Source organism: Pseudonocardia sp. ICBG1034, from assembly GCF_020131375.1.
GTDB classification, from domain to species: domain Bacteria; phylum Actinomycetota; class Actinomycetes; order Mycobacteriales; family Pseudonocardiaceae; genus Pseudonocardia; species Pseudonocardia alni.
On the sequence record NZ_JAHLEK010000023.1, the window covers coordinates 769986 to 794419 of the forward strand.

Sequence of the window (24434 nt, forward strand, 5' to 3'; positions counted from 1 at the left end):
CCGGGGCCCGCACCGGCGGGCCGGTGTGGAGGACGACGCGATGGACCGGCGCTGCCTGATCGTGGCCGACGATCCCGAGCTGCTCGACGCGCTGCTGCGACTCGCCGCGGCAGCCGACATGGACGCCCAGCGCGCGGTCGACGCGGCCGACGCCCGCCGTGCCTGGACCCGCGCACCGGTCGTGCTGCTCGACCGGGCCGGGGCCCGGCGCTGCGGCGAGGCCGGTTTCCCACGCCGCGACGGCGTCGTGATCACCGTCCCCGGAGAGCCCGCCGCGGAGGACTGGCGGATCGCGGTCGCCCTCGGCGCGGACCGGGTCGTGCAGCTCCCCCAGGGCGAGGCCGGGCTGGCCGGGATCCTCGCCGACGCCCGGGAGCGCGCGGCGGGCGACGGGCGGGCCGGCCGGGTGCTGGCCGTGGTCGGCGGCAGCGGTGGGGCGGGCGCCTCGGTGCTCGCCACCGCCGTCGCGCTGACCTCCGCGCGGGCCGGGGAGTCCGCACTGCTGGTCGACTGCGACCCGCTCGGCGGCGGCCTCGACCTGATGGTCGGGCTGGAGCAGGAGGCCGGGCTGCGCTGGCCGGAGCTGTCGGTCGGCGACGGCCGGGTGCGCGCCGCGTCGCTGCACGCCGCGCTGCCGCGGGCCGGGTCCGGGCGCACCGCGTTGTCGGTGCTGTCCTGCGCGCGCTCCCCGCACGGCCCCGAGCCGGCCGCGGTCACCGCGGTCCTCGACGCCGGGCGTCGCGCGGGCGGCACCGTCGTGTGCGACCTGCCCCGCTACCCCACCGACGCCGCACTCACCGCTCTCGGCACCGCCGACCTCACGGTCCTGGTCGTCCCCGCCGGGCTGCGTTCCTGCGCCGCGGCCGCCCGGGTCGCCGACGTGCTCGCCGAACACGCCCGGGCCGTGGAACTGGTCGTGCGCGGGCCGTCCCCCGGCGGCATCACCCCCGACGAGGTCGTCGCCTCCCTCGGGCTACCGCTGCTCACGACCATGCGCCCGGAGCGGGACCTCGCCGGTGCCCTCGAACGGGGGCGGACCCCCGGCTCCGGGCGGGGCCCGCTCGCCACCGCGGCCCGGACCGTGCACGAGCGCCTCTCCGGCTCGGCCGGCCCCCGGCGGGCGGCGTCGTGAACCCGCTGGTCGACCGGGTGCGGGCCCGGCTGGCCGACGCCGGCGGCGAGACCGGGCCGGCCGCCGTCGCCGCGGCGGTGCGGGCCGAGTCCGGTGGTGTCGCGTCCGATCTGGACGTCCTCGCCGCGCTCCGCACCCTGCGCCAGGAGTTCACCGGAGCGGGCCCGCTCGACGCGCTGCTGCGCGATCCGGCGACCACCGACGTACTGGTCACCGCGCCCGACGCCGTCTGGGTCGACCGCGGCGACGGGCTGCGCCGCACCGGCATCACCTTCGCCGACGAGGCCGCGGTCCGGCGGCTCGCCCAGCGCCTGGCGCTCGCCGCGGGCCGCCGGCTCGACGACGCGAGTCCCTGCGTCGACGGCAGACTCCCCAACGCCGGGGTCCGGCTGCACGCCGTCCTCCCACCGGTGGCGGCCGCCGGGACCGCGATCTCGCTGCGGGTGCTGCGCCCCGCCGGACACGACCTGGCCGCGCTCCGGCGGACCGGCACCCTCGACGCGACCGGCGAGGCCCTGCTGCGCGCGATCGTCGCCGCCCGGCTGGCCGTGCTCGTGGCCGGTGGGACCGGCAGTGGCAAGACCACGCTGCTCAACGCGCTGCTGGGTGCGGTCGACCCGGGCGAGCGGCTCATCACCGTCGAGGACGCGGAGGAGCTCTCGCCGCGCCATCCACACGTCGTGCGGCTGGTCGCCCGGCCGCCGAACATCGAGGGCTCGGGTGGCGTGCCGCTGCGCGAGCTGGTGCGTCAGGCGTTGCGGATGCGTCCGGACCGGCTGGTCGTCGGCGAGGTCCGCGGCGCCGAGGTGTGCGACCTGCTGGCCGCGATGAACACCGGTCACGACGGCGGCGGCTGCACCGTGCACGCCAACTCGGTCCGCGAGATCCCGGCCCGGATGCGCGCGCTCGCCGGGCTCGGCGGCATGTCCCCCGCCGCGCTCGACGGGCAGCTGACCGCGGCCGTCCAGGTCGTACTGCACATGCGACGCCGCCCCGGCGCCGGCCGGACGCTCGACGAGATCGGCGTGCTGGGCCGCTCCGACGACGGCACCCCCCGCGTCACCGCCGCCTGGAGCCGCGGCAGCGGGGCCGGACCGGGCCGCGACGAGCTCGCCACGCTGCTGCGCGAGCGCGGGGTCGGTGTGCCGTGCTGAGCACACTGCCCGGGACAGCGCAGGGCGTGGCGGTCCCCATCCTGCTCGCGCTGGCGGTGCTGACACTGCCTGTGGTCCCGGGCCGATCCCGGTGGCGGGCCCTGACCGGCACCGCGGCCGGCCTCCCGACGGCCCGACTGCTCGCTCCGCCGTTGCCCCTGCTCGCCGCACCGCTGGGGTGGCTGCTCCTGGGCCCCGCCGGTGCGGTGTGCGCAGCGGGGGTGGCCTGGGGTGTGCGGCGCCGGATCGCCGCACGCCGCGCCGCGGAACGGGCCGGGGCGACGGCGGCCGAGCTCGCCGACGCGCTCGCCCGGATCACCGACGAGCTGCGCACCGGCGCGCACCCCGCGGCCGCACTGGCCGGGCACGTGCACGACGGGCCGCTCGCCCGCGTGCTGCTCGAGCCGGCGGCCGTCGCCGCGCGGATCGGTGAACCGGTACCGGAGGCACTGCGCCGGACGGCGCGAGGGCCCGCCCGGCGCGACGTCGAACGGGTCGCAGCGGCCTGGGAGCTCGCCGACACCCACGGCGCCCCGCTCGCCGACCTGCTCACCGGGCTGCTCGACGACATCCGCTGGCGGATCGCGCACGGCGCCCGGGTAAGGGCCCAGCTGGCCGGACCCCGGGCGACGGCGTCGGTGCTGACCGGGTTGCCGTTGGCCGGGATCGGTCTCGGGCAGCTCATGGGTGTCGCGCCGCTGACCGTGCTGCGCACCGGCCTGCACGGGCCGGCGCTGCTGCTGACGGGGGTCGTCCTCACGGTCGCCGGGGCGGCGTGGGCCGACCGGATCCTGCGTGCGGCGGTGCCGACGTGACCGCGGCCGCGCTCGGGCTCGCCGCGCTCGCCCTGGCCGTCGGCGGCGGGCGTCCCGGGCCGGGGCGGCTGCGCGGACTGCGTGCCGCCGTCGGCACGGCTGCGGCCGCGGCGCCGCCCCGCACGGCGGTCCTCGCACTGCTGGTCCCCGCCGGGGCCGCACTCGGCGGAGCCCTCGGCGGGGCGGGTGGCGCGGCCGTCGGCGCGGCGACGGGCGGCGGGCTGCTGTGGCTCGCCCGGCGGGCGGCCCGCGGGCCGGCCGCGCCGGTGGACTCCGCGGACCTGGCCGCTGCCTGGGACCTCCTGGCGACGTGTCTGGCCGCCGGTCTCGCCGTCGCGGACGCCGTCGGAGCCGCGGCCCGGCGGCTCGACGGCCCGGCTGGTGAGGCGCTGCGCCGGGTCGCGGGACTGCTCGCCCTGGGCGCCGACCCCGACGACGCCTGGGCCGCCGCCGCCCCGGTCCCCGAGCTCGCCGGGTTCGCCCGCGCGGCGGGCCGGTCGGCCCGTACCGGTGCCGCCCTCGGACGCTCCGCCGCGGCGGAGGCGGCCCGGCTGCGCGCCGGTCTGGCGGACCTCGCCGAGGAGCGGGCGCAGCGCGCCGCGGTCCGCATCACCGCCCCGCTGGGGCTCTGCTTCCTGCCCGCCTTCCTGGTCCTCGGCATCGTGCCGGTCGTGATCGGGCTGGCCGGGGAGGCGTTCGCGCGGTGGTGACCACCGCCGCGCGGCGACCGGGTCCGCACCCCGCGGGCCCCCGACGAAGGAGACACCGATGACCCCCACCCGTTCCCAGCTGCACCGCCGGCTGCACGCACTCGCCTCCGACGACGACGGCATGTCCACCGTCGAGTACGCCGTCGGCACCGTCGCGGCTGCGGCGTTCGCCGCGCTCCTCTACGCGATCGTCAGCGGCGGCGACGTCCTCGCCGCCCTCACCGGGATCGTGCAACGTGCGCTGTCCACGACGCTCTGACCCCCACCGCACCGGCCGCGGCGGTCACCGCACCGTCGGCCGGGGTGCAGCCGTCGGCGCCACGAACGGCCTGGCGAGTCGCCCGGCGGACGACGACGGTGCGGTCACCGTCGAGGCGGCGCTGGCGCTCGGCACCCTGGTCGCGGTCACCGCGGCGGCGGTCGGAGCCGTCGCCGCGGTGGCGGCAGGGGTCCGCTGCACCGACGCCGCCCGCGAGCTGGCCCGCCAGGCCGCACGGGGCGACACCGAACGGGGCCGGGCCGTGGCCGCGCAGCTGGCCCCGGCCGGGGCCGAACCGGAGCTGCGTCTCGACGGCGATCTCGTCGTCGTGACGGTGCGGGTCCGGCCGGTCGGGCTGCTGCCGGTCACGATCAGCGGCACCGCGACCGCCGCGGTCGAACCCGGCGTCACGACCGGCGCGGCCCGGTCCGGGGCCCAGGCGTCCCGGCCCGGCGTCACAGCCGGGTCGGCCCCACCCGGCGGCGCGTCATGAGCCGCCCGGTCCCTCCGCGCCGGGGCGACGACGCGGGCGTCGCCTCGGTGTGGGCCGCGACGGCGGCGGCGGTGCTGCTGCTCGTCGGCATCGTCGGCGTCGACCTGGCCGCCGCCACCCGCGCCCGGCACGTCGCCTCCGCCGCCGCGGACCTGTCCGCCCTCGCGGCCGCCGGCCGGTCGGTGGACGGCACGGCCGTCGCCTGCGCCCGTGCCGCCGAGCTGGCCACTCGCAACGGCGCCGAGCTCCTGAACTGCCGGCTCGACGGCTGGGACGCCATGGTCGAGACCCGGGTCGCCTGGTCGGGGCTGCTGCCGCTGCGCGGTCCCGCGCGGGCGAGGGCACGTGCAGGCCCGGCTCCCGTGGACACCGGCCCGCCCCCGGCGAGCGGGACCGTGGACGGTTCCGGCCCCACCGCGGAGCCGTCGTGAACTCCCCCGGACGTGATCACGATCTCGGTGAGCGGTCCACGCCCCCGGATGAACGGACGGCGAACCCCGGAACACACCCTCATCACGAGTGCTTACGACGAACGTCCCAGCGCGACCGCGTTTCGTCGTGGGGGTCTGACCGATCACCGACGTCGCGCGGCCCACATCTGGTCACCGTCGCGACACTCGGGCCTACTGGGAGTCGCAGGGACGGGCAGGGTCCGGTCCGCTCCCGCCACGAAGACCACGCTCCCCAGACAGCGACGACGTCGGAGCGCCCCTGGCGCCCCCGTCCGATGTCGTCGCACGTGGTTGCCACCGGCCCGCCCCCGCCCCCGACGGGCGGGCCGGTGGTACCCCGCCCGGTTCCGCGATCATCGCGAACCGGTCGGGGCGCCGCCTTCCAGCGCGGCGAGGACCAGGTCCAGCACCTGCACCGCCCCCGTCTTGTCCAGCGGGTTGTTGCCGTTGCCGCACTTCGGGGACTGCACGCAGGACGGGCAGCCCGTGCGGCACTCACAGTCCCGGACCGCGGCGCGGGTCGCCGCCAGCCACCGCCCCAGCACCTCGTGGCCACGTTCGGCCAGGCCCGCGCCGCCCGGGTGCCCGTCGTGCACGAACACCGTCGGGAGCCCGGTGTCGGGGTGCAGCGCGGTGGACAGGCCGCCGATGTCCCAGCGGTCGCAGATCGCGAACAGCGGGAGCAGACCGATCGCGGCGTGCTCGGCGGCGTGCAGTGCGCCGGGGAGGCGTGCCTCGTCGATGGCGGCGTCGGCGAGCGCGTCGGGGTCGATCGTGTACCAGACCGAGCGGGTGTCCAGGCTCTGCGGCGGCAGGTCCAGCGCCGTCTGGTCGAGCACCGTCCCGTCCGGGGTGCGTCGCCGGTAGGCGACGACCTGGCTGGTCACCGTGGTCGCGCCGAAGCAGACCTGCACCGGTCCGTACCGGCGGTGCTCCATCACCTCGAGCACGGTGACGTCGGAGACCGACTGGGCCTCGGTGCGCCAGTCCGGGTCCTCGGCGTGGACGAGCGCGACGCCGTCGTCGAGGTCGAGCTCGTCGACGACGAAGCTGTCGCCGCGGTGCAGGTACACCGCACCGGAGTGGATCGTGCCCGGGGCCGAGCCGCCGTCGACGGTGCCGAGCATCCGCCCGGTCGCCGCCTCCACCACGGCGACCTGCCCGAGCCCGGAGCCCCGGATGTCGACGTGCGCGGCGGGGGCGTCGCCGGTGTCGGGCCAGAACCAGCCGTGCGGTCGTCGGCGCAGCACGCCCTCGTCGACCAGGGCGTCGAGGACCTCCACCGCGGGGGCTCCCCCGAAGATCTCCTCGACGTCGACCGTGGTCAGTGGCATCTCCGCGGCCGCGCACGCCAGCTGCGGCGCGAGCACGTACGGGTTGACCGGATTGAGCACGCAGCTCTCCACGGGCGCCCCGATCAGCGAGCGCGGGTGGTGCACGAGGTAGGTGTCGAGCGGGTCGTCGCGGGCGACGAGCACGACGAGCGCCTCGTCGGCGGCCCGTCCGGCGCGCCCGGCCTGCTGCCAGAACGACGCGCGGGTGCCCGGGAAACCGGCCTGCACCACGGCGTCGAGCCCGGAGATGTCGACGCCGAGCTCGAGCGCGTTGGTGGTCGCGACCCCGAGCAGCTCGCCCGACATCAGGTCGGCCTCCAGCGCGCGGCGTTCCTCGGGCAGGTAGCCGCCGCGGTAGGCGGCCACCCGCGCGGCCAGCTCCGGAGCGATCTCGGCGACCTGGCGCTTCGCACCGAGCGCGGTGAGCTCGGCGGCCCGCCGGGACCGGACGAACGCCAGGGTGCGGGCGTCGGTCAGGACGAGGTCGGCGAGCATCCGGGCGACCTCGGCCCCGGCCGAGCGGCGGACCGGCGCCCCGTTCTCCCCGGTGATCTCGGCGAGCAGCGGCGGCTCCCAGAACGCGACGGTGCGTCCGGCGTGCGGGGACCCGTCCTCGGTGACGGCGACGACGCCGCGTCCGGTCAGCCGGGACGCGAACTCCTCCGGGCGGGCCACCGTCGCCGACGCGAGCACGATCACGGGACGCGCGCCGTAGCGCGCGGCGAGGCGCAGCAGCCGGCGCAGCAGCAGCGCCACGTGCGAGCCGAACACCCCCCGGTAGGTGTGGCACTCGTCGACCACGACGTAGCTCAGCCGGCGGAGGAAGGTCGTCCAGCGTCCGTGCCGGGGAAGGATCGACCGGTGCAGCATGTCCGGGTTGGAGAACACCCACCGGCAGTGCCTGCGGACCCAGTCGCGCTGGTCCATGGGGGTGTCGCCGTCGAACGCGGCGGGCCGGACCCCGTCCGGGGCGAGCCCGTCGAGGGACCGCAGCTGGTCGGCCGCGAGTGCCTTGGTCGGGGCGAGGTACAGCGCCGTGGCCCGCGGGTCCTCGGCCAGCCCGGCGAGCACCGGCAGCTGGTAGACCAGCGACTTCCCCGACGCCGTCCCCGTCGCGACGACGACGTCGGCGCCGGAGTGCACCAGCTCCGCACCCTGCGCCTGGTGCGACCACGGGCGGGTCACGCCGCGGGCCGCCCAGGCCGTGCGCAGCGGCTCGGGCGTCCAGCCCGGCCAGTCGACCGGGTTCCCCGCCCGCGCCGGGATCCGCACGACGTGCCGCAACGGGTCGTCGACGGCGCCGACCCCGTCGTCGACGGCGCCGCGGGATTCGTGAGGACGGTCGGAACCGCGGAGACCGTCAGGACCGTCGAAGCCGTCCTGCGCGGCGAACGTCCCGGCACCCGGCCCCGGCCCCGGCGCGTCCGTGTCGGCGGCACCGGACGCCCATGTGGTGTCGGCACGGGCCGGGTCGAGCCCCGAGCCCGCCAGCACGCGACGCAGCAGCTCCACCCCGCGCTGCGACCCGTCCGGGCCCTGTGTGCTCTCCGCCGTCGCTCCCACGACCGACCACGATGGCACAGATGTTCGAACGCTCCGCCGTCGCTCCCGGTGGCCGACTCGGGCCGCCGGGCCGCGGCCGGTCGGATCGCGGAAGTCGTTGCACCGCAGTTGATCTGCAAGTTCCCGGATTGCGTCGCAACATCGTGTGGGATTGATCACTTTTGCCAGTTCGTTACATCTTGTGATCCCAATCGCACTGAGGGATGCACCACACTCCTAGACTGCACCAGCCCGGTCACCGGTGGACGCCGCCCGGGCCCAGTCGACGCCGACGAGGCCGTCGCCGCCCGGACGGGCCGAGCCACACCGGCCCGTCCCGGCCGCCGGGGACCTCGCCGGCCGGATCCTTTCCACCGGGAGGACACGGATGTCCCAGCCCACCTACCTCGCCCAGGGCCTCGAGCTCGGCGGCGGGGACCTCGCCATCGTCGGCGTGGTCGCGGTGGTCGCCCTCGTCGCCCTGGTCGTCGGCGGTCTCCTGTTGCGGGAGGTGCTCTCCTACGGCGAGGGCACCCCGAACATGCAGGAGATCGGCCGCGCGGTCCAGGAAGGCGCCACGGCGTACCTCAACCGTCAGTTCCGCACGCTCGCGATCTTCGCCGCGATCGTGTTCGTCCTGCTCTTCGCGCTCCCCGCCGAGGACCTCGGCGAACGCATCGGCCGGTCGATCTTCTTCGTCGTCGGCGCGGTCTTCTCCGCGATCATCGGCTACCTGGGCATGTGGCTCGCGACGCGCGCGAACATCCGGGTCGCGGCCGCCTCGCGCGAGACGGGCGGCCGCGAGAAGGCGACCCGCATCGCGTTCCGCACCGGCGGCGTCGTCGGCATGTTCACCGTCGGCCTCGGCCTGTTCGGGGCCGCGATCGTCGTGCTCGTCTACGCCGGCCAGGCGCCCCGCGTCCTGGAGGGCTTCGGCTTCGGCGCGGCACTGCTCGCGATGTTCATGCGGGTCGGCGGCGGCATCTTCACCAAGGCCGCCGACGTCGGCGCCGACCTGGTCGGCAAGGTCGAGCAGGGCATCCCCGAGGACGACCCCCGCAACGCGGCCACCATCGCCGACAACGTGGGCGACAACGTCGGCGACTGCGCCGGCATGGCCGCCGACCTGTTCGAGTCCTACGCGGTGACCCTGGTCGCCGCGCTGATCCTCGGCACCGCGGCGTTCGGTCTGCAGGGACTGCTGTTCCCGCTGATCGTCCCCGCGATCGGCGTGATCACCGCGATCCTCGGCGTCTACCTGACCAAGGCCCGTGCCGGGGAGAACACCCTGCGCGCGATCAACCGCAGCTTCTACCTCTCGGCGCTGTTCGCCGGGGTGCTGTCGATCGTCGCCGCCTACGTCTACCTCCCGGGCACCTTCGGCGAGCTGCTGAACCCGACCGACACCAGCGTCGTCGGCCTCGCCGGCGACCCGCGCCTGATCGCCTCGGTCGCGGTCGTCATCGGCATCGTGCTGGCCGCGGTCATCCTCAAGCTGACCGGCTACTACACCGGCACCGAGGACCGTCCGGTCAAGGACGTCGGCGAGTCCTCGCTGACCGGCGCGGCCACCGTGATCCTGTCCGGCATCTCGATCGGCTTCGAGTCCGCCGTCTACACCGCCCTCGTCATCTCCGCGGCCGTCTACGGCGCGTTCCTGCTGTCCGGCTCGATCGTCGTGTCGCTGTTCGCGGTCGCGCTGGCCGGTACCGGCCTGCTGACCACGGTCGGCGTCATCGTCGCGATGGACACCTTCGGCCCGGTCTCGGACAACGCCCAGGGCATCGCGGAGATGTCCGGTGACGTCGAGGGCGAGGGCGTCGACATCCTCACCGAGCTCGACGCGGTCGGGAACACCACCAAGGCGATCACCAAGGGCATCGCGATCGCGACCGCGGTACTCGCCGCGACAGCGCTGTTCGGCTCCTACCGCGACGCGATCAGCCAGGCCCTGGCCGGGGTGAACATCGCCGCGCAGGACGCCGGGACGGCCTTCGCCTACGAGGTGTTCAGCCCGAACACCCTGGTCGGCGTGATCATCGGTGCCTCGGTGGTCTTCATGTTCTCCGGCCTCGCGGTGAACGCCGTGACCCGCGCCGCGGGCGCGGTGGTCTACGAGGTGCGCCGCCAGTTCCGCGAGCACCCCGGGATCATGGACCGCACCGAGCGCCCGGAGTACGGCCGCGTCGTCGACATCTGCACCCGGGACTCGCTGCGCGAGCTGGCCACCCCCGGCCTGCTCGCCATCTTCGCCCCGATCGCGGTCGGGTTCGGTCTCGGTGTCGGCCCGCTGGCCGGCTACCTGGCCGGTGCCATCGCGACCGGTGTCCTGATGGCGATCTTCCTGGCCAACTCGGGCGGCGCCTGGGACAACGCCAAGAAGCTCGTCGAGGACGGCAACCACGGCGGCAAGGGTTCCGACGCCCACGAGGCGACGATCATCGGCGACACCGTCGGCGACCCGTTCAAGGACACCGCGGGCCCCGCGATCAACCCGCTGATCAAGGTCATGAACCTGGTCTCGGTGCTGATCGCCCCGGCGGTCGTGGTGCTGTCCACCCCCGACGCCAACCCGGTGATCCGGATCGTCATCGCGATCGTCGCCGTGGTGATCATCGCGGCCGCGGTGGTGGTCTCGAAGCGTCGCACCTCGGCGATCACCGACGCCCCGGCCGAGAGCTCGGTCGGCTGACCGACACCTCGCAGGACCACGGCGGCCGCTCGTCCCATCGGGACGGGCGGTCGTCCTGCGTCGCGGGACGATTCGGATACTCTCCGCCGGACGGCAGTGATCACCCCGACGGAGGAGCGATGCGGACATCGCGAGGTCTCGCCGGACTCCTCGTCGCCCCGGCCGTCCTGCTGGCGGGCTGCGGCCCCTCCGGGCCGACCGTCGAGCACTGGACCGAGTCGATGTGCGCGGCCGTGCTGCCCTTCGTCCGCACCGCCGTCGACACCCCCGGTGAGACCCCGGACCCCGCCCAGCGGCTGCGGGCCCTCTCGGACTACCTGACCCGCACCACCCAGGCCGCCGACGGCGCGCTGGGCGACCTGGACCGGCTCGGCCCGGCCCCCGTCGACGACGGCGAGGCCCTCTCCGCACGGCTCCAGGGCGGGCTCGGCGAGATCCGCTCGGCGTTCTCCGGGGCGCGTTCGCGGGTCGACGCCATCGACCCGGCCGACCCGGCCGCGGTGCAGCGCGACCTGCCCGCCGCGCTGGAGCCGCTCGCCCGCCTCGGCGGCACCACCGGCCCCCTCGACGAGGTCACCGGCAACCCGGCGATCGCCTCGGCGTTCCGGGCCTCGACAACCTGCACAGATCTCACCCGGTCGGCGGAGCAGGCCCGCGCCACACCACCGCCCGGCGCACCCGCTGCTGCTCCGAACGGGCCAACCGGGGAGGGTGGAAGCAGCTGACCGGCGACGGCGTCCTACCGTCGACCACTGTCCGTGCCCCGGGCCCCGACGGGCCCCGACCCTGGAGCCCGACGATGGCCACCCCCCGCCCGGCGCGAACCGCCCGGGTCCTGCTCCCCACCCTGCTCGCCGCGCTCCTGGCCGGCGGCTGCGCGTCGAGCGTGGCCGGCACCCCCGCGGCGGACCCGGCCCCGCGGCCGACCGCGGGCGTCGGCGCCGACCCGGTCGCCTGGGGCGACAAGGTCTGCGGCGCGACCCTGGCCTACTACCAGCCGCTCAACACCCCTCCGAACTACGACGGCGCCGACCTCGCCGGCATCAAGACGCGGCTGTCGGAGTACCTCGGCAAGGTCGCGGCCGGCATCGACACCGGCAAGAAGCAGCTGACCGCGGCCGGCGAGTCCCCGGTGAGCGGCGGCGACGCGTGGGCGACCGCGGTGCGCGACATGCTCGACCGGTCCGGCACGACGATCGCCCAGGCCAAGAAGGACGTCGACGCGATCGACCCCAACGACGTCCAGGGCTTCAAGGGCAAGCTCGACGGCGCCCAGCAGAAGCTGCGGACGATCTCCGGTGCCCAGGGCCTGGACAAGATCGGCCCCACCCCGCGGTTGGACAAGGCGTTCGCGACCGCGCCGAAGTGCGTCGCCCTCAAGAAGATCAACGGTCCCGCCTGACCCGGCGCGTCACCCGTCCGGCGCTCCCTGCTGGGCAAGCTCGAACATGCGTTCTATGCTTCGCGGGTGCCGCAGATGTCGCTGTTCTCCGCGGAGGCCCGGCCGGCCGGGCTGACCGACCTGGCCGGGCTGCTCTGCGGGCCCGGGCGGATCGAGCGGTTCGGCGCCGGTGACACGGCCCGGTTCGACGTCCCGCTGCCGATCGAGGGGCGCGAGACGGCGCTGGCCGCGCTGGCGGCGGCCCGCGGCGTCACCCTCGCCCCCGGCGCGTCGGGGATGCGCAGCGCGTTCCGGCGCGACCTGGTCCCGCTGGCCCGCGCCTGGTGCACGCCGGACGGTCGCAAGCAGATCCCGCCGGACTTCCAGCTCGACGGCGCCACGCTCCGGCTGTGGGCGCTCTCCGCGGGCACCCCCGACCTGCGGGGCGGGCACCTGCTGCTGCTCGATCCGCAGGCCCCGTGGACGCACGGCCCGCTGATCGCCGCCGCCACCCGGGCCGGCCTTCCCCCGGCACGGCTCGCCCCGGGGGAACACGGCGCGCCCGGCCCGGCGTTGCGTCTGCACGGAGCGCGCCGACTGGCCCGACTGGTGGAACTGGTGGGCCCCGCGCCGCGGATGACGAGCCCGACCGAGTGGCCCCGGCACCACGGCCGACCGGCCGCCTGACCTGCCGAACCACGGCCGGGTCTACGCTGGCGGCTCGCCCGCTCCCAGTGGCACGAGCCACGACACGGGGCGACGACGGTGTGAGATCGTGCGATCGTCGACCCCGAAGAAGACGCTCAGCGCAACCGTCCCGGCACGCTCCGGGACCGCACGGTGTAACAGTGCGGGGTCGGGAAACGGCTACGACGTCGCAGGGACCGCGACGCAGCCGAGGAGATGAGGTAGGACCACGTGGCAGCAGCGACAACGGGAACGACGGGTTCGGCACGCACGTCGGGGGGCAGCACGCGCAAGCCGACCTCGACGGCGAACGCATCCGGCCGCCCGACGCGCCGCCTGGTGATCGTCGAGTCCCCCAGCAAGGCGAAGAAGATCCAGCCCTACCTGGGCAACGACTACGTCGTCGAGTCCTCGGTCGGTCACATCCGTGACCTGCCGCGCGGCGCGGCGGACGTCCCGGCCAAGTACAAGGGCGAGTCCTGGGCGCGGCTCGGCGTCGACGTCGACAACCAGTTCAGCCCGCTCTACATCGTCACGCCGGAGAAGCGCAGCACCGTCTCGGAGCTGCGCGAGGCGCTGAAGACCGTCGACGAGCTCCTGCTCGCGACGGACCCCGACCGTGAGGGCGAGGCCATCGCCTGGCACCTGCTGGAGACCCTCCAGCCGAAGGTCCCGGTCCGGCGGATGGTCTTCCACGAGATCACCGAGTCGGCGATCCGCGCGGCCGCCGAGAACACCCGCGAGCTCGACCAGCACCTCGTCGACGCGCAGGAGACCCGCCGCATCCTGGACCGCCTCTACGGCTACGAGGTCTCCCCCGTGCTGTGGAAGAAGGTCATGCCGAAGCTCTCGGCGGGCCGCGTCCAGTCGGTCGCGACCCGGCTGATCGTGCAGCGCGAGCGGGACCGCATCGCCTTCCGCTCCGCGGAGTACTGGGACATCGCCGCGACCCTCGACGCCGGGGAGAAGGCCACCCCGCGCTCGTTCGGTGCGCGGCTGCTGCAGGTCGACGACAAGCGCGTCGCCACCGGCCGCGACTTCGACTCGCTCGGGCAGCTGAAGAAGGGCTCCGCGGAGGTCGTCACCCTGAACGAGGCCGAGGCTCGCCGCCTCGCCGAGGGGCTGCAGGACCGCCCGATGGAGGTCGCATCCGTCGACTCCAAGCCCTACACGCGCAAGCCGTACCCGCCGTTCATGACCTCGACGCTGCAGCAGGAGGCGGGCCGCAAGCTGCGGTTCTCCTCCGAGCGCACGATGCGCAGCGCGCAGCGTCTGTACGAGAACGGCTACATCACCTACATGCGTACGGACTCGACGACGCTGTCGGCGACGGCCATCGAGGCGGCCCGCTCGCAGGCCCGTGAGCTGTACGGCGACGCCTACGTCGCGGACTCGCCGCGCCAGTACACGCGCAAGGTGAAGAACGCCCAGGAGGCCCACGAGGCCATCCGTCCCGCCGGCGAGACCTTCCGGACCCCGGGTGCCATCGCGCGCGAGGTCGACGGCGACGACTTCCGCCTGTACGAGATGATCTGGCAGCGGACCATCGCCTCGCAGATGAACGACGCCCGCGGGACCACCGTGAGCGTCCGGATCGCGGGCACCGCGGGGACCGGCGAGAAGGTCGTGTTCGCGTCCTCCGGCCGCACGATCACCTTCCCCGGCTTCCTCAAGGCCTACGTCGAGACCCTCGACGACGGGGCCTCGGGCCAGCAGGCCGACGACGCCGAGTCCCGGCTGCCCGAGCTGACCGAGGGCCAGCCGCTGACCGCCACCGAGCTGGTGCCCGACGGGCACTCCACCAGCCCGCCGTCGCGGTTCACCGAGCCCGCGCTGGTCAAGGCCATGGAGGAGATGGGGATCGGCCGGCCGTCGACGTACGCGTCGACGATCAAGACGATCCTCGACCGCGGCTACGTCTGGAAGAAGGGCTCCGCGCTCGTCCCGTCGTGGGTGGCGTTCGCCGTCGTCGGGCTGATGGAGCAGCACTTCGGCCAGCTCGTCGACTACGACTTCACGGCCGCGATGGAGGACGACCTCGACTCCATCGCCTCCGGTGACGACTCCCGCGTGCACTGGCTGTCCGGGTTCTACTTCGGCACCGACGGCGCGAGCAGCGGGTCGGAGATCGCCCGGGCCGGTGGGCTGAAGAAGCTCGTCGGGTCGAACCTGGAGGAGATCGACGCCCGCACGGTGAACTCGATCCCGATGTTCGCCGACGCGGCGGGCAACGACGTCGTCGTCCGGGTGGGGCGCTACGGCCCGTACCTGGAGCGGATCGTCGACGGCGAGTCCCAGCGCGCGAACCTGCCCGACGACCTGGCCCCGGACGAGCTGTCCGAGGAGATCGCCGAGAAGCTGTTCTCGGTGCCGCAGGAGGGCCGCAAGCTGGGCACCGACCCGGTCACCGGCCACGAGATCGTGGCGAAGGAGGGCCGCTTCGGCCCCTACGTCACCGAGCTCCTGCCCGAGCCGGAGGTGCCCGAGGGCGCCAAGAAGAAGCCGGCCAAGCCGAAGCCGCGCACCGGCTCGCTGTTCAAGTCGATGACGGTCGACACCATCACCCTCGAGGACGCGCTGCGGCTGCTGTCGCTGCCGCGGATCGTCGGCACGGACCCGGACTCCGGTGACGAGATCACCGCGCAGAACGGCCGCTACGGCCCGTACCTGAAGAAGGGCACGGACTCGCGGTCGCTCTCCGGCGAGGAGCAGCTCTTCACGGTCACCCTGGAGGAGGCCCTGGAGATCTACAAGCAGCCCAAGCAGCGGGGCCGCGCCGCCGCGGCGCCGCCGCTGCGCGAGCTGGGCGAGGACGCCTCGACGAAGAAGAAGATGGTGATCAAGGACGGCCGGTTCGGCCCCTACGTCACCGACGGCGAGACCAACGCCAGCCTGCGCAAGGGCGATTCGGTCGAGGAGATCACCGACGAGCGGGCCTCCGAGCTGCTCGCGGAGCGTCGGGCGAAGGCCCCGGCGAAGAAGACGACGACCCGCAAGCCTGCGGCGTCGAAGAGCACGGCGTCGAAGAGCACGGCGGCCAAGGGCACCGCGACCAAGACCGGGACCCGCACCGCCGCGGCGAAGAAGACGACGACCCGCAGCACCGCGGCCAAGACCACGCCCACGAAGTCGACCGGGACCCGGACGCGCAAGACCCCGACGACCTGAGTCCGGTGACGACGACGGGCCCCGCTCCGGATGATCCGGTGCGGGGCCCGTCGCGTCGGCGGGGCCGGTCAGCCCGCGGCGAGCGCCTTCTTCACGGCGGCGGCGACGCGGCCGCCCTCGGCGCGGCCCGCCGCGGCGGCGTTCGCCTTCTTCATGACCTGGCCCATCTGCCTCATGCCGGGCTTCTCCCCGGTCTCGGACTCCACCTCGGCGACGGCGGCGGTCGCCAGGGCGGCCACCTCGTCGTCGTCGAGCTGGGTCGGCAGGTACCGGGCGAGGACCTCGCCCTCGGCGCGCTCACGGTCGGCGGACTCGGGGCGGCCGCCGTCGGCGAAGGCCTGGGCGGACTCGGCGCGCCGCTTGGTCTCCTTGGTGATGACCGCGCGGACCTCGTCGTCGGAGAGCTCCCGGGCGGTGTCACCGGCCACCTCGGCGTTGCCGATCGAGGTCAGGACGGATCGCAGGGTCGTCCGGACCAGCTCGTCCCTGGCCTTCATCGCGGTGGTCAGGTCGGCCCGCAGCTGCTCCTTGAGGGTGCTCACGGGTCGCCACGATAGTCCCGCGACGTAGGCTGGATCGCGTGAGTACCGCCGGGACCCTCGTCCGTACCGCCGCCGGCGCCGCCCTGCTCGGAGCGTCGGGCATCGGGTACGCGGCGGGGATCGAGCGGCGGCACTGGACGCTGCGCCGGGTCGAGCTGCCCGTCCTCGACGAGGGTGCGCGGCCGCTGCGGATCCTGCACCTGTCGGACTTCCACCTCACGCCGGGCCAGCGCAGCAAGATCCGGTGGATCGCGGCGCTGGACGAGCTCGACCCGCACCTGGTGATCGACACCGGGGACAACCTGGCGCACCCCGACGCCGTCCCGGGCGTACTGACCGCGCTGGGGAGGCTGTTGGAGCGGCCGGGCGCGTTCGTGTTCGGCAGCAACGACTACTACGGCCCCACCCCGAAGAACCCGGCCCGCTACCTGCGTCGCGGGGACACGAAGCGGGTGCACGGGGCGGACCTGCCCTGGACCGACCTGCGCGCCGCGTTCCGCGAGCACGGCTGGGTCGACGCCACCCACGCCCGGCACGTGCTCGAGGTCGACGGCCGGACGGTCCGGATCGCGGGTGTCGACGACCCGCACCTGAACCTGGACCGCTACCCGCGCATCGCCGGCCACGACGCCGACGCCGACCTGCGCATCGGGCTGACCCACTCCCCCGAGCCGCGGGTGCTCGACGGCTTCGCCGCCGACGGCTACGACCTCGTCCTCGCCGGGCACACCCACGGTGGCCAGCTGCGGCTCCCCGGCTACGGCGCGCTCGTCACCAACTGCGGGATCGACCGGTCCCGGGCCCGCGGGGCGAGCCGCTGGGGCAGCCGGATGCGGCTGCACGTGTCGGCCGGGCTGGGGACCTCGCCGTACGCGCCGGTGCGCTTCGCGTGCCCGCCGGAGGCCTCGCTGCTGACCCTCGTCCCCCGCACGACCGGCCCCGATGCGCGGACGGGAGCCCCCGCGCAGGCCTCGGAGGGCATCGGGTAGAGTTCTCCACGGCTCACGGGGAGACCCGGGTGTCCATCGGGGTGTGGCGCAGCTTGGTAGCGCGCTTCGTTCGGGACGAAGAGGTCGCAGGTTCAAATCCTGTCACCCCGACAACACGAAGGCCCAGGTCCGGCGGACCTGGGCCTTCGTCGTGTCCGGGACGGAACTACGTCCCGACGAGCCCCGCGAACCCGTCCAGGGTCCGCGCGAGGCCGAACTCCCACGCCCGATCCGCGTCCCAGGCGCTCCCCTGGGCCGCTCCCACCGCGGAGCCGACCCGCACCGCCAGCGGGAAGACCTCCGGGTCCAGTACGCGCCCGAGCAGCGGCGCGTTGACCGCCCACCACTGCTCGTCGGTCTGTGACGACAGCAGGGCGGCCGCACGCGCCTCCTGCTCCGCGAGGGCGTGCTGCCGGACGAAGGCCAGCAGGTGCGACAGCGCGCTGTCCCGGTCCAGGTCCGACAGCCCCAGGTCGTCGAAGGCGTGCAGCTCGTACTCGTACTTCGCCATCTGGCCGGGCCCGAGGGACGGCCGGTGCGTGGAGACGGTCGCCGCCCACCGGTGCGCCCGGTGGAACGCGCGGTTGCCGTCGGCGAGCGAGGTGATGCGGTCACGCCACGGCCGGCCGGTGAAGTCGGGCATCGGCATCCCGCGGTAGGCCGCGTCGAGCATCAGGTCCAGCAGCTCGGCCTTGCCCGGCACGTAGGTGTAGGTCGTCATCGTGGAGACACCGAGCGCATCGGCGACCTTGCGCATGCTGAGGGCGGGCAGACCGTCCCGGTCGGCCAGGGCGACGGCCACCTCCACGACCCGGTCCAGCGAGAGCGACTGCCGCGGTCCGCGGCGCGGGACGGCCGCGGGATCGCGCCAGAGGAGGGCGAGTGTGCGGTCCGGGTCGCCGGCGTTCGTTCGCGTGGGAGCCACGGGACGATTCTCCTCCACTCTTTCGCGTACGCTGTACAATGTACGCTGTACAGAATCGAGGAGCCCCATGCACATCACCGCCTCCGCTGTCTCGCTGAACGTCGAGGACGTCGCCGCGTCGCGTTCCTTCCTGACCGAGCACTTCGGGTTCGAGGTCGCCATGGCGGCGGACGGGTTCGCCTCGCTCACCCGCGACGACGTCGGCATGAACGTGATCTACCTGCGGCGCGGCCTGGCGACGCTCCCGGACGACCAGCGCGACGTCCACGCGGCCGGTCAGATCCTCGCGTTCACCGTCGACGACCTGGAGGGCGAGCTGTCGCGCCTCGTCGCCGAGGGTGTCGCGATCACCATGCCGCTGACCACCGAGGAGTGGGGCGAACGGGCCTTCCAGGTTCGCGACCCCAACGGTGTCGTCGTCCAGCTCGTCGACTGGAACGGGGCGACCTCCTCCCGGTAGCGGACGGCCTCCGGGTGCACGATGGACCCGTGATCGGTGACCGCTGGGGCGTGAGCGCCGCCGAGACCACCCGCCCCTACCCGTGCGACGAGTTCGTCCCGGCCCCCACGCTGCAGGCGTGGCGGGGCGTCTCCGTCGCCGCGCCGGCCGCCGCCGTCTGGCCGTGGGTCGCCCAGATCCGGCTCGCCCCGTACTCCTACGACTGGGTCGACAACCTCGGACGCCGATCTCCGCGGGAGCTCGTGGGACTCCCCGAACCGCAGGTCGGGGACACCTTCACCGCGACCGGCGGACGGCGGATCGGCCGGATCCTCGCGGTCGACCCCGGGGTGCAGCTCACCGGCAGCGTCCTGGGCGCCGTCATGTCCTACGTCCTCGCGCCGCAGGGGGCCGACACGACCCGCCTGCTGCTCAAGGTCGTCATGGGCGGCACCCGCGCGCTCGCGCCGCTGGTGTCGGTCGGGGACCTCGTGATGGCCCGGCGTCAGCTGCTGAACCTGGGACGGCTCGCCGAGGACCACAGCCGGCCACCGGGTCGTTGACGACACACCGGGCATGGTGGGGTGCGACGACGGGGTGTGATGCGCGATCCTGACGGGATGAGTGAGAACCCGGTAGCGCTCGATCTCGACGACGCGGGACTGGCCGGTGGCCTCCCCCGCCCGGCGCACCAGCTCGACGGGATCCAGGACGTACCGTTCCGCCCGGTCCAGTTCCGCGACAACGACCTCCCGACCGCACTGGAGCGCGCCTCACAGTGGCTGCGGGAGACCCAGTCCTGGCTGGGTGAGCCGGTCGACGTGATCGCCATCCACCTCGACTACAACGAGGCGTCCGAGGCGGCGTACTACGAACTCAAACTGCTGTGCAACGAGGAGGACCTCGCCGGGGCACCCATCGCGGTGCGCCAGCGGGCCGCCGCCGACGCCTGACCACACCACGACGGGTCGTCGCCCCGGCACCGACCGTGCCGGGGCGGCGCCCACCCAGTGATCAGAGTCACGCCGAGCGTGACGATCAGCAGGTCGCGACCCTCCGGAACGTCTGCGGGGGCGCCGCGGGGGGGAGGGCTGCTTGGCCGACACCGCGCCCTGCGGTAGCGTCCTCCTCGGTCACCGTAGTTCTGAGTTTCGTGTCTCAAGCGCGCTCGCAGAATGATGATGCGGGCGGATCCGCTGTCTTTGGTGTAGCTGAAGCTGGCTGCCGTCTGGGAATTCCTCTGACCCGGGCAGCCGCACGACGTGGTTGTTCCGTCCGAAAGCTGCATGACAAAAGGAGTCACCATGACCAACGGAACCGTGAAGTGGTTCAACGCCGAGAAGGGCTTCGGCTTCATCGCCCCCGAGGACGGCGGCGCCGACGTGTTCGTCCACTACTCGGCCATCGAGGGCTCGGGCTTCAAGGAGCTCCAGGAGAACCAGGCCGTGTCCTACGAGGTCACCCAGGGCGCCAAGGGCCCGCAGGCCTCCTCGGTGTCCCCCCGCTGACACCCCGCCCGGCCGTGCGGCCGGGCACTGTTCCTCCGTCCGATGGCGGCATCCCCACGCGGGATGCCGCCATCGGCGTCTCCGGGGCCGCTACCGTGGCGGAGTGCCGCTGTCCGCCCGCCAGACCGCACTGCTCGCGGACCGGCTGCCCGGGCACGAGGTCGTCGCCGACCACGGCTGGGGTCTGGTCGGGACCACCGTGCTGCAGATCCGCCACGACGGCGCCGACCTCATCGTGAAGGCCGGCGACGACGCCGACACCCACATCGCCCGTGAGCTGCGCGCCCACCGCGAGTGGCTGGCCCCGCTCGTCGCCCGCGGCCGCGCGCCGGAGCTGCGCCACGCCGACGCCGACGCGAAGCTCCTGGTCACCCGCTACCTGCCCGGGGCCCTGGTGCAAAACACCCCCGCCGAGCACGAGCCGTCGACCTACCGCGGCGCCGGGGAGCTGCTGGCGCTGCTGCACGACCGGCCCGCCGTCGTCGACGAGGGGTACGGCACCCGGCTGCGCGACACCGTCCTGACCAGGCTCGGGCGTCCGCACCGCATCGCCCCCGGACTGCTCACGCGGCTCCGGGCGGAGGTGGCCGGCTGGCCGACCCCGGCGGCCCGGCTCGTCCCCACCCACGGCGACTGGCACCCGCGAAACTGGCTGGTGCACGACGGGGTCGTCGCCGTGATCGACCTGGGCCGTGCGGCACTGCGCCCGGCGTCCACCGACCTGGTGCGTCTCGCGGCCCGCCAGTTCCGGTGGGACCCGGCGCTGGAGGCGGCCCACCACGACGGCTACGGCGGCGACCCGCGCGAGCCCGGCCCGTGGCGCCGGGAGTGGGTCGCCGAGGCCGTCGGCACCGTGACCTGGGCCCTCGAGGTCGGCGACGAGCCGTTCGAGGCCCACGGACACCGGATGCTCGCCGAGGCGTTCCCCGACTAGCCTGCGCCGGTGCCCCTCGTCGTCGGTCCGGCCACCTCGTTCGACGACCTCGCGATCCTGCTGGGCCCGAAACGCGACCCCGACGCGTCGGTCTGCTGGTGTCTCTCGCACCGCCTGCCCGCGGCGACGCACCGCGCCCTGACCGGCCGGGCCCGGGGCGAGTACGTGCGGGAGCTGACGGCCCGCGCGGTCGCACCCGGCGTCGTCGCCCACGACGACGGCGAACCGGTCGGCTGGGCCGCCGTCGCGCCACGCTCCGAGCTGCCGTTCGCCCGCTCCCGCACCATCCCGCACGTCGACGACCTCCCGGTCTGGTCGGTGTGGTGCTTCCGGGTCCGTGCCGGGCACCGGGGCCGCGGCATCGCGCGGGCCCTGCTCGCCGGAGCCGTCGCGTACGCCCGGGACCAGGGGGCGACGGCCGTCGAGGGCTACCCGGTGGACAACCGGGGCGCCCGGGTCGACCTGACGATGGCCTACGTCGGCACCCGCGCGTTGTTCGAGGCGGGCGGGTTCACGTTCGCCGCGGCGACCACCGGGGTGTCCGGCGGGTTCCCGCGGGTGGTCATGCGCCGCGCGCTGACCGGCTGACCCGGCACCGCCCCGGATCGCGCAGATCCGTGACGGCGGACCGCTCCCGTTCCCGGCAGGCTCGCCCACGTCCTGACGAGCCTCCGGTCGCCGCCGGAGGAGCACCGAGACGGAGGAGCGATGATCGTGGTCATCGTCGTGGTCGGCATCTTCTTCCTGCTCATGGGCGGGTACGCGCTGGCCGCGCCGGCCGCGCTGGTCCGGCCGTTCGGGCTGGTGGCCGACGGCCCGGAGAGCAGGTCGGAGGTGCGCGCCGTCTACGGCGGGTTCGGCCTGGCGATCGCGGCCGTGCTCGGGCTGGCCCTCGCCGTCCCCGGGCTCCGGATCGGTGTGGTGCTCACCGTCGCCTTCGCGCTCGGCGGGATGGCCGTCGGGCGCGTGCTGTCCCGGCTGGTCGACCGGCCCACCGCGTTCTACCCGATCTGGTTCTACGGCCTGGTCGAGGCGGTCGCGGCCGGGGCGCTGGTCGTCGTCGCCGTGACCTGACCGGGCACGACCCGGATGTCGAGCCCCGACCGGAGGAGCCGCCCGGGCGGCAGGCCGAACATCCGGCGGAACGCCAGCCCGAGGTGCGACGGCGTCGCGAAACCGGCGTCGGCCGCGGCCCGGGTGAGGTCCCCGCCGTCGCGCACGACGCCCGCGACGATCCGCATCCGCGCCCACCTGCGGTAGGCCCGCAGACCGGCACCCGTCTGCCGGGTGAACAGGCGCGCGAAGTGCCCCGGCGACAGCCCGGCCGCCGCCGCGAGGTCACCGGTCGGCAGGTCCGGGCCGCCGGGCCGGTGCAGGGCCGCGATCGCCCGCGCGATGCGGGCGTCGGGCTCGGCGCGGGCCCCCGGCGCCGTACCGCTGTCGACCAGGATCCGCCGCAGCCCCGGCCCGTCGCCGTCGACCGCGCAGGCGACGAGGTCGGGCTCGGCCGGGTGCCCGGTCACGATCCCGGCGGGCCCGCGACCGGGCTCGAGGAACACGAAGGCCGCCCGGTGCGCGCCGCCGGTGATGCGGTGGCGCAGTCCGGCCGGGACCAGCAGCGTCCGCGCCGTGCGGTCCGGCGCACCGTCGACCCGCACGGTCAGGTCGTCGTCGACACCGACCGCGAGGCACGCCACCGCACCCCGGTGTGCGTCGAGTCCGAGCATCGGCCCCAGGTGGACGGCCCAGCAGGGCCCCACCCACAGCCGCGCCGGGCCCGCCGCCGCGGTCACCGGACGCCCGCCCGCCGGCGTCGCCATCCGAACCCGGCGGCCGCCGCGAGCAGCCCGGCGAGCGCCAGACCGTGCTCGAACCACGCCCCCCAGCGGGTCGCGAACGTCAGGTCGGTGCGCAGCGGCACCTGTTCGACCAGGGTGTCCGCGGTGTACAGCCCGGTCTCGGCGACGACGGAGCCGTCGGGCCGGATCACCGCACTCGCCCCGGACAGCGCCGCGACGACCGCGGCCCGCCCGTGCTCGACGGCCCGCAGCCGTGACATCGCGAGGTGCTGCCAGGTCATCTCGCCCCGCCCGTACCAGGCGTTGTTCGTCGGGATGACCAGCAGCGAACCGCCGTCGGCGACGCCGTCGCGCAGCACGTGGTCGTAGGCGGTCTCGTAACAGATCGCCGTCGCCACCCGGGTGCCCGCGACGGGCAGCACCGCGGGCGCCGTACCGGGGGTGAAGTCGGCCAGCGCGACGAACGGGGTCAGGTACTGCGTGACCGCGCGCAGCGGGATGCGCTCGCCGAACGGCACGAGCTCCTGCTTGGCGTAGCGCGCCCCCACCCCGGTCCCCGGGTTCCAGACGGCCACCGCGTTCTCGGTGCCGGTCGCGCCCGCCTCGTAGTTGGTGCCGACCAGGAACGGCACGCCCAGCGCGTCGACGACCCGGTCGACCGCCGGGTCGACGCCGTCGGTCGACAGCGAGCTCTCCGGCCACACGACGAGGTCGGGCCGACCGACCGCGCCGGACCGGACGCGGTCGATCAGCACGGAGGTCTCGGCGAGGCTGTTCGCGCGCAGGGTCCGACCGGCCGTGAACAGGCCGAGCCCGATGTCGGGGGCGTTGCCCTGCACGACCGCGACGGTGCGGGTGCCGTCCTGCGCGTCGACGGGCGGGGCCGGCACCGCGAGCAGCACGAGCACGACCGCCACGACCGGGACGAGGCCGACGACCCGGCGGGGACGCTGCAGGAACGCCGCCACGCAGAACCCGGCCGCGACCACCGCGACCGACACCAGCGGGGCCCCACCGATCGCGGCGAGCGGCAGGAACGGCCCCTCGACCTGCCCGAACGCGACCCGGCCCCAGGGGAAGCCGTTGAGCGGGAACCGGCTCTGCAGCCACTCCTGCGCGGCGAAGGCCAGCGCACCCCACACCGGCGCGGCGGGCAGCCGGGCGGTGAGGGCGACGAGCGCACCGCCGAGCGCCGGGAACCCCGCCATGACCAGCGACAGCCCCACCCACGGGAACGGGCCGTAGTCGCGGCCGAGGAAGTCCTGGATCCACATCAGGTGCGCCAGGTAGAAGGCGAACCCGAACACCGCACCGAGCAGCGCGGCGCGGCGCACCCGGACCCCGGACAGGGCCCACCAGAGCAGCGCGAACGCCACGATCGCGGTCCACCACACGGTGCGCGGCGGGAACGCCAGGTGCAGCAGCACCCCGCCGACGACGACCGCCGCGATCCGCAGCGCGAGTGCCTTCACCACACGG

General features: G+C 74.9%; 25 protein-coding genes and 1 tRNA gene. 21 read left to right on the plus strand and 5 right to left on the minus strand.

Going from position 1 to position 24434, the window contains the following annotated elements; all coding sequences use genetic code 11:
- The first annotated feature begins 40 nt into the window (after positions 1-40).
- The 7 genes from ssd to KPF22_RS28040 are packed head-to-tail and all read left to right on the plus strand — an operon-like array spanning position 41 to position 4994.
- The gene (gene ssd, locus KPF22_RS28010; RefSeq protein WP_224403774.1) at positions 41-1132 is read left to right on the plus strand and encodes a septum site-determining protein Ssd; all 1092 of its coding nucleotides are present in this window, start codon (positions 41-43) and stop codon (positions 1130-1132) included.
- Positions 1129-2286 carry a TadA family conjugal transfer-associated ATPase gene (locus KPF22_RS28015; protein ID WP_224403775.1) on the plus strand — a complete coding sequence of 386 codons (1158 nt, stop codon included), beginning with the start codon at positions 1129-1131 and terminating at the stop codon, positions 2284-2286. The genes ssd and KPF22_RS28015 overlap by 4 nt, the downstream gene beginning before the upstream one ends.
- Before the next feature lie 26 nt (positions 2287-2312).
- A complete protein-coding gene (locus KPF22_RS28020; protein WP_224403776.1) occupies positions 2313-3101 on the plus strand; it encodes a type II secretion system F family protein in 789 nt (262 codons plus the stop codon).
- Positions 3098-3811: a type II secretion system F family protein gene (locus KPF22_RS33400; RefSeq protein WP_224403777.1), complete on the plus strand. Its 714-nt coding sequence runs from the start codon at positions 3098-3100 to the stop codon at positions 3809-3811. The genes KPF22_RS28020 and KPF22_RS33400 overlap by 4 nt, the downstream gene beginning before the upstream one ends.
- A gap of 58 nt (positions 3812-3869) precedes the next feature.
- Complete coding sequence (locus KPF22_RS28030) at positions 3870-4070, plus strand: DUF4244 domain-containing protein (RefSeq protein WP_208823421.1); 201 nt, start codon at positions 3870-3872, stop codon at positions 4068-4070.
- Positions 4048-4563 (plus strand): TadE family type IV pilus minor pilin, encoded by a 516-nt coding sequence (locus KPF22_RS28035; RefSeq protein ID WP_224403778.1) that lies wholly within the window; start codon positions 4048-4050, stop codon positions 4561-4563. The genes KPF22_RS28030 and KPF22_RS28035 overlap by 23 nt, the downstream gene beginning before the upstream one ends.
- A complete protein-coding gene (locus KPF22_RS28040; protein WP_224403779.1) occupies positions 4560-4994 on the plus strand; it encodes an Rv3654c family TadE-like protein in 435 nt (144 codons plus the stop codon). The genes KPF22_RS28035 and KPF22_RS28040 overlap by 4 nt, the downstream gene beginning before the upstream one ends.
- Positions 4995-5368: 374 nt before the next feature.
- Here the strand turns inward: KPF22_RS28040 and KPF22_RS28045 are convergent, their stop codons facing one another.
- Complete coding sequence (locus KPF22_RS28045; protein WP_224403780.1) at positions 5369-7912, minus strand: DEAD/DEAH box helicase; 2544 nt, start codon at positions 7910-7912, stop codon at positions 5369-5371.
- 367 nt (positions 7913-8279) lie between these two features.
- On the opposite strand from KPF22_RS28045, the gene KPF22_RS28050 reads away from it, so the two are divergent.
- From KPF22_RS28050 to topA, 5 genes are all read left to right on the plus strand, one after another.
- A complete protein-coding gene (locus tag KPF22_RS28050; RefSeq protein ID WP_073575802.1) occupies positions 8280-10583 on the plus strand; it encodes a sodium-translocating pyrophosphatase in 2304 nt (767 codons plus the stop codon).
- Between the two features lie 119 nt (positions 10584-10702).
- Positions 10703-11308 (plus strand): hypothetical protein, encoded by a 606-nt coding sequence (locus KPF22_RS28055; RefSeq protein ID WP_224403781.1) that lies wholly within the window; start codon positions 10703-10705, stop codon positions 11306-11308.
- A gap of 74 nt (positions 11309-11382) precedes the next feature.
- A complete protein-coding gene (locus tag KPF22_RS28060) occupies positions 11383-11985 on the plus strand; it encodes a hypothetical protein (RefSeq protein WP_062399624.1) in 603 nt (200 codons plus the stop codon).
- Between the two features lie 75 nt (positions 11986-12060).
- Positions 12061-12651 (plus strand): hypothetical protein, encoded by a 591-nt coding sequence (locus tag KPF22_RS28065; protein WP_202417815.1) that lies wholly within the window; start codon positions 12061-12063, stop codon positions 12649-12651.
- A 339-nt stretch (positions 12652-12990) separates the two neighbouring features.
- The gene (gene topA, locus KPF22_RS28070; protein WP_224403782.1) at positions 12991-15819 is read left to right on the plus strand and encodes a type I DNA topoisomerase; all 2829 of its coding nucleotides are present in this window, start codon (positions 12991-12993) and stop codon (positions 15817-15819) included.
- A gap of 68 nt (positions 15820-15887) precedes the next feature.
- Here the strand turns inward: topA and KPF22_RS28075 are convergent, their stop codons facing one another.
- Positions 15888-16361: a GatB/YqeY domain-containing protein gene (locus tag KPF22_RS28075; RefSeq protein ID WP_224403783.1), complete on the minus strand. Its 474-nt coding sequence runs from the start codon at positions 16359-16361 to the stop codon at positions 15888-15890.
- Between the two features lie 38 nt (positions 16362-16399).
- Here KPF22_RS28075 and KPF22_RS28080 point away from each other — a divergent pair, with 38 nt between their 5' ends.
- Both KPF22_RS28080 and KPF22_RS28085 read left to right on the plus strand, forming a co-directional pair.
- Positions 16400-17350 carry a metallophosphoesterase gene (locus tag KPF22_RS28080; protein WP_208823409.1) on the plus strand — a complete coding sequence of 317 codons (951 nt, stop codon included), beginning with the start codon at positions 16400-16402 and terminating at the stop codon, positions 17348-17350.
- A 37-nt stretch (positions 17351-17387) separates the two neighbouring features.
- Positions 17388-17461: transfer RNA gene (locus KPF22_RS28085), tRNA-Pro, on the plus strand.
- A gap of 55 nt (positions 17462-17516) precedes the next feature.
- On the opposite strand, the gene KPF22_RS28090 is transcribed toward KPF22_RS28085, so the two are convergent.
- Positions 17517-18275, minus strand: a complete 759-nt coding sequence (locus tag KPF22_RS28090) for a TetR/AcrR family transcriptional regulator (protein WP_224403784.1) — start codon at positions 18273-18275, stop codon at positions 17517-17519.
- Positions 18276-18342: 67 nt separating this feature from the next.
- Between KPF22_RS28090 and KPF22_RS28095 the strand changes: the two genes are divergently transcribed.
- The 7 genes from KPF22_RS28095 to KPF22_RS28125 all read left to right on the plus strand — a co-directional run bounded on the left by KPF22_RS28095 (position 18343) and on the right by KPF22_RS28125 (position 22230).
- Positions 18343-18735, plus strand: a complete 393-nt coding sequence (locus KPF22_RS28095) for a glyoxalase/bleomycin resistance/extradiol dioxygenase family protein (protein WP_224403785.1) — start codon at positions 18343-18345, stop codon at positions 18733-18735.
- 29 nt (positions 18736-18764) lie between these two features.
- Entirely contained in the window at positions 18765-19277 is a 513-nt protein-coding gene (locus tag KPF22_RS28100) for a polyketide cyclase (protein WP_224403786.1), read from the plus strand.
- Positions 19278-19334: 57 nt separating this feature from the next.
- On the plus strand, positions 19335-19667 hold the full coding sequence (locus KPF22_RS28105; protein WP_224403787.1) for a hypothetical protein: 333 nt from the start codon (positions 19335-19337) through the stop codon (positions 19665-19667).
- Positions 19668-20018: 351 nt separating this feature from the next.
- Positions 20019-20222 carry a cold-shock protein gene (locus tag KPF22_RS28110; RefSeq protein ID WP_020627798.1) on the plus strand — a complete coding sequence of 68 codons (204 nt, stop codon included), beginning with the start codon at positions 20019-20021 and terminating at the stop codon, positions 20220-20222.
- 103 nt (positions 20223-20325) lie between these two features.
- Positions 20326-21156, plus strand: coding sequence for a phosphotransferase (locus KPF22_RS28115; protein WP_224403788.1), 831 nt, complete (start codon positions 20326-20328; stop codon positions 21154-21156).
- Between the two features lie 9 nt (positions 21157-21165).
- Positions 21166-21744, plus strand: coding sequence for a GNAT family N-acetyltransferase (locus KPF22_RS28120; RefSeq protein ID WP_224403789.1), 579 nt, complete (start codon positions 21166-21168; stop codon positions 21742-21744).
- A gap of 120 nt (positions 21745-21864) precedes the next feature.
- Positions 21865-22230 (plus strand): DUF4345 family protein, encoded by a 366-nt coding sequence (locus KPF22_RS28125; RefSeq protein ID WP_224403790.1) that lies wholly within the window; start codon positions 21865-21867, stop codon positions 22228-22230.
- Here the strand turns inward: KPF22_RS28125 and KPF22_RS28130 are convergent.
- Together KPF22_RS28130 and lnt are read right to left on the minus strand one after the other, a co-directional pair.
- The gene (locus tag KPF22_RS28130; protein WP_208823395.1) at positions 22173-22976 is read right to left on the minus strand and encodes a helix-turn-helix domain-containing protein; all 804 of its coding nucleotides are present in this window, start codon (positions 22974-22976) and stop codon (positions 22173-22175) included. The genes KPF22_RS28125 and KPF22_RS28130 overlap by 58 nt on opposite strands.
- A complete protein-coding gene (gene lnt, locus KPF22_RS28135) occupies positions 22946-24430 on the minus strand; it encodes an apolipoprotein N-acyltransferase (RefSeq protein WP_224403791.1) in 1485 nt (494 codons plus the stop codon). Before lnt ends, KPF22_RS28130 begins: the two co-directional genes overlap by 31 nt.
- Positions 24431-24434 lie beyond the last annotated feature (4 nt).

Bases quoted from the DNA above. Each gene is read 5' to 3' on its own strand.
- KPF22_RS28055 (WP_224403781.1), top strand. From the start codon at position 10,703: ATGCGGACATCGCGAGGTCTCGCCGGACTCCTCGTCGCCCCGGCCGTC.
- KPF22_RS28110 (WP_020627798.1), top strand. From the start codon at position 20,019: ATGACCAACGGAACCGTGAAGTGGTTCAACGCCGAGAAGGGCTTCGGC.
- KPF22_RS28050 (WP_073575802.1), top strand. From the start codon at position 8,280: ATGTCCCAGCCCACCTACCTCGCCCAGGGCCTCGAGCTCGGCGGCGGG.
- KPF22_RS28040 (WP_224403779.1), top strand. From the start codon at position 4,560: ATGAGCCGCCCGGTCCCTCCGCGCCGGGGCGACGACGCGGGCGTCGCC.
- ssd (WP_224403774.1), top strand. From the start codon at position 41: ATGGACCGGCGCTGCCTGATCGTGGCCGACGATCCCGAGCTGCTCGAC.
- KPF22_RS28125 (WP_224403790.1), top strand. From the start codon at position 21,865: ATGATCGTGGTCATCGTCGTGGTCGGCATCTTCTTCCTGCTCATGGGC.
- KPF22_RS28095 (WP_224403785.1), top strand. From the start codon at position 18,343: ATGCACATCACCGCCTCCGCTGTCTCGCTGAACGTCGAGGACGTCGCC.
- KPF22_RS28130 (WP_208823395.1), bottom strand. From the start codon at position 22,976: ATGGCGACGCCGGCGGGCGGGCGTCCGGTGACCGCGGCGGCGGGCCCG.
- KPF22_RS28105 (WP_224403787.1), top strand. From the start codon at position 19,335: ATGAGTGAGAACCCGGTAGCGCTCGATCTCGACGACGCGGGACTGGCC.
- KPF22_RS28060 (WP_062399624.1), top strand. From the start codon at position 11,383: ATGGCCACCCCCCGCCCGGCGCGAACCGCCCGGGTCCTGCTCCCCACC.
- KPF22_RS28030 (WP_208823421.1), top strand. From the start codon at position 3,870: ATGACCCCCACCCGTTCCCAGCTGCACCGCCGGCTGCACGCACTCGCC.
- KPF22_RS28065 (WP_202417815.1), top strand. From the start codon at position 12,061: ATGTCGCTGTTCTCCGCGGAGGCCCGGCCGGCCGGGCTGACCGACCTG.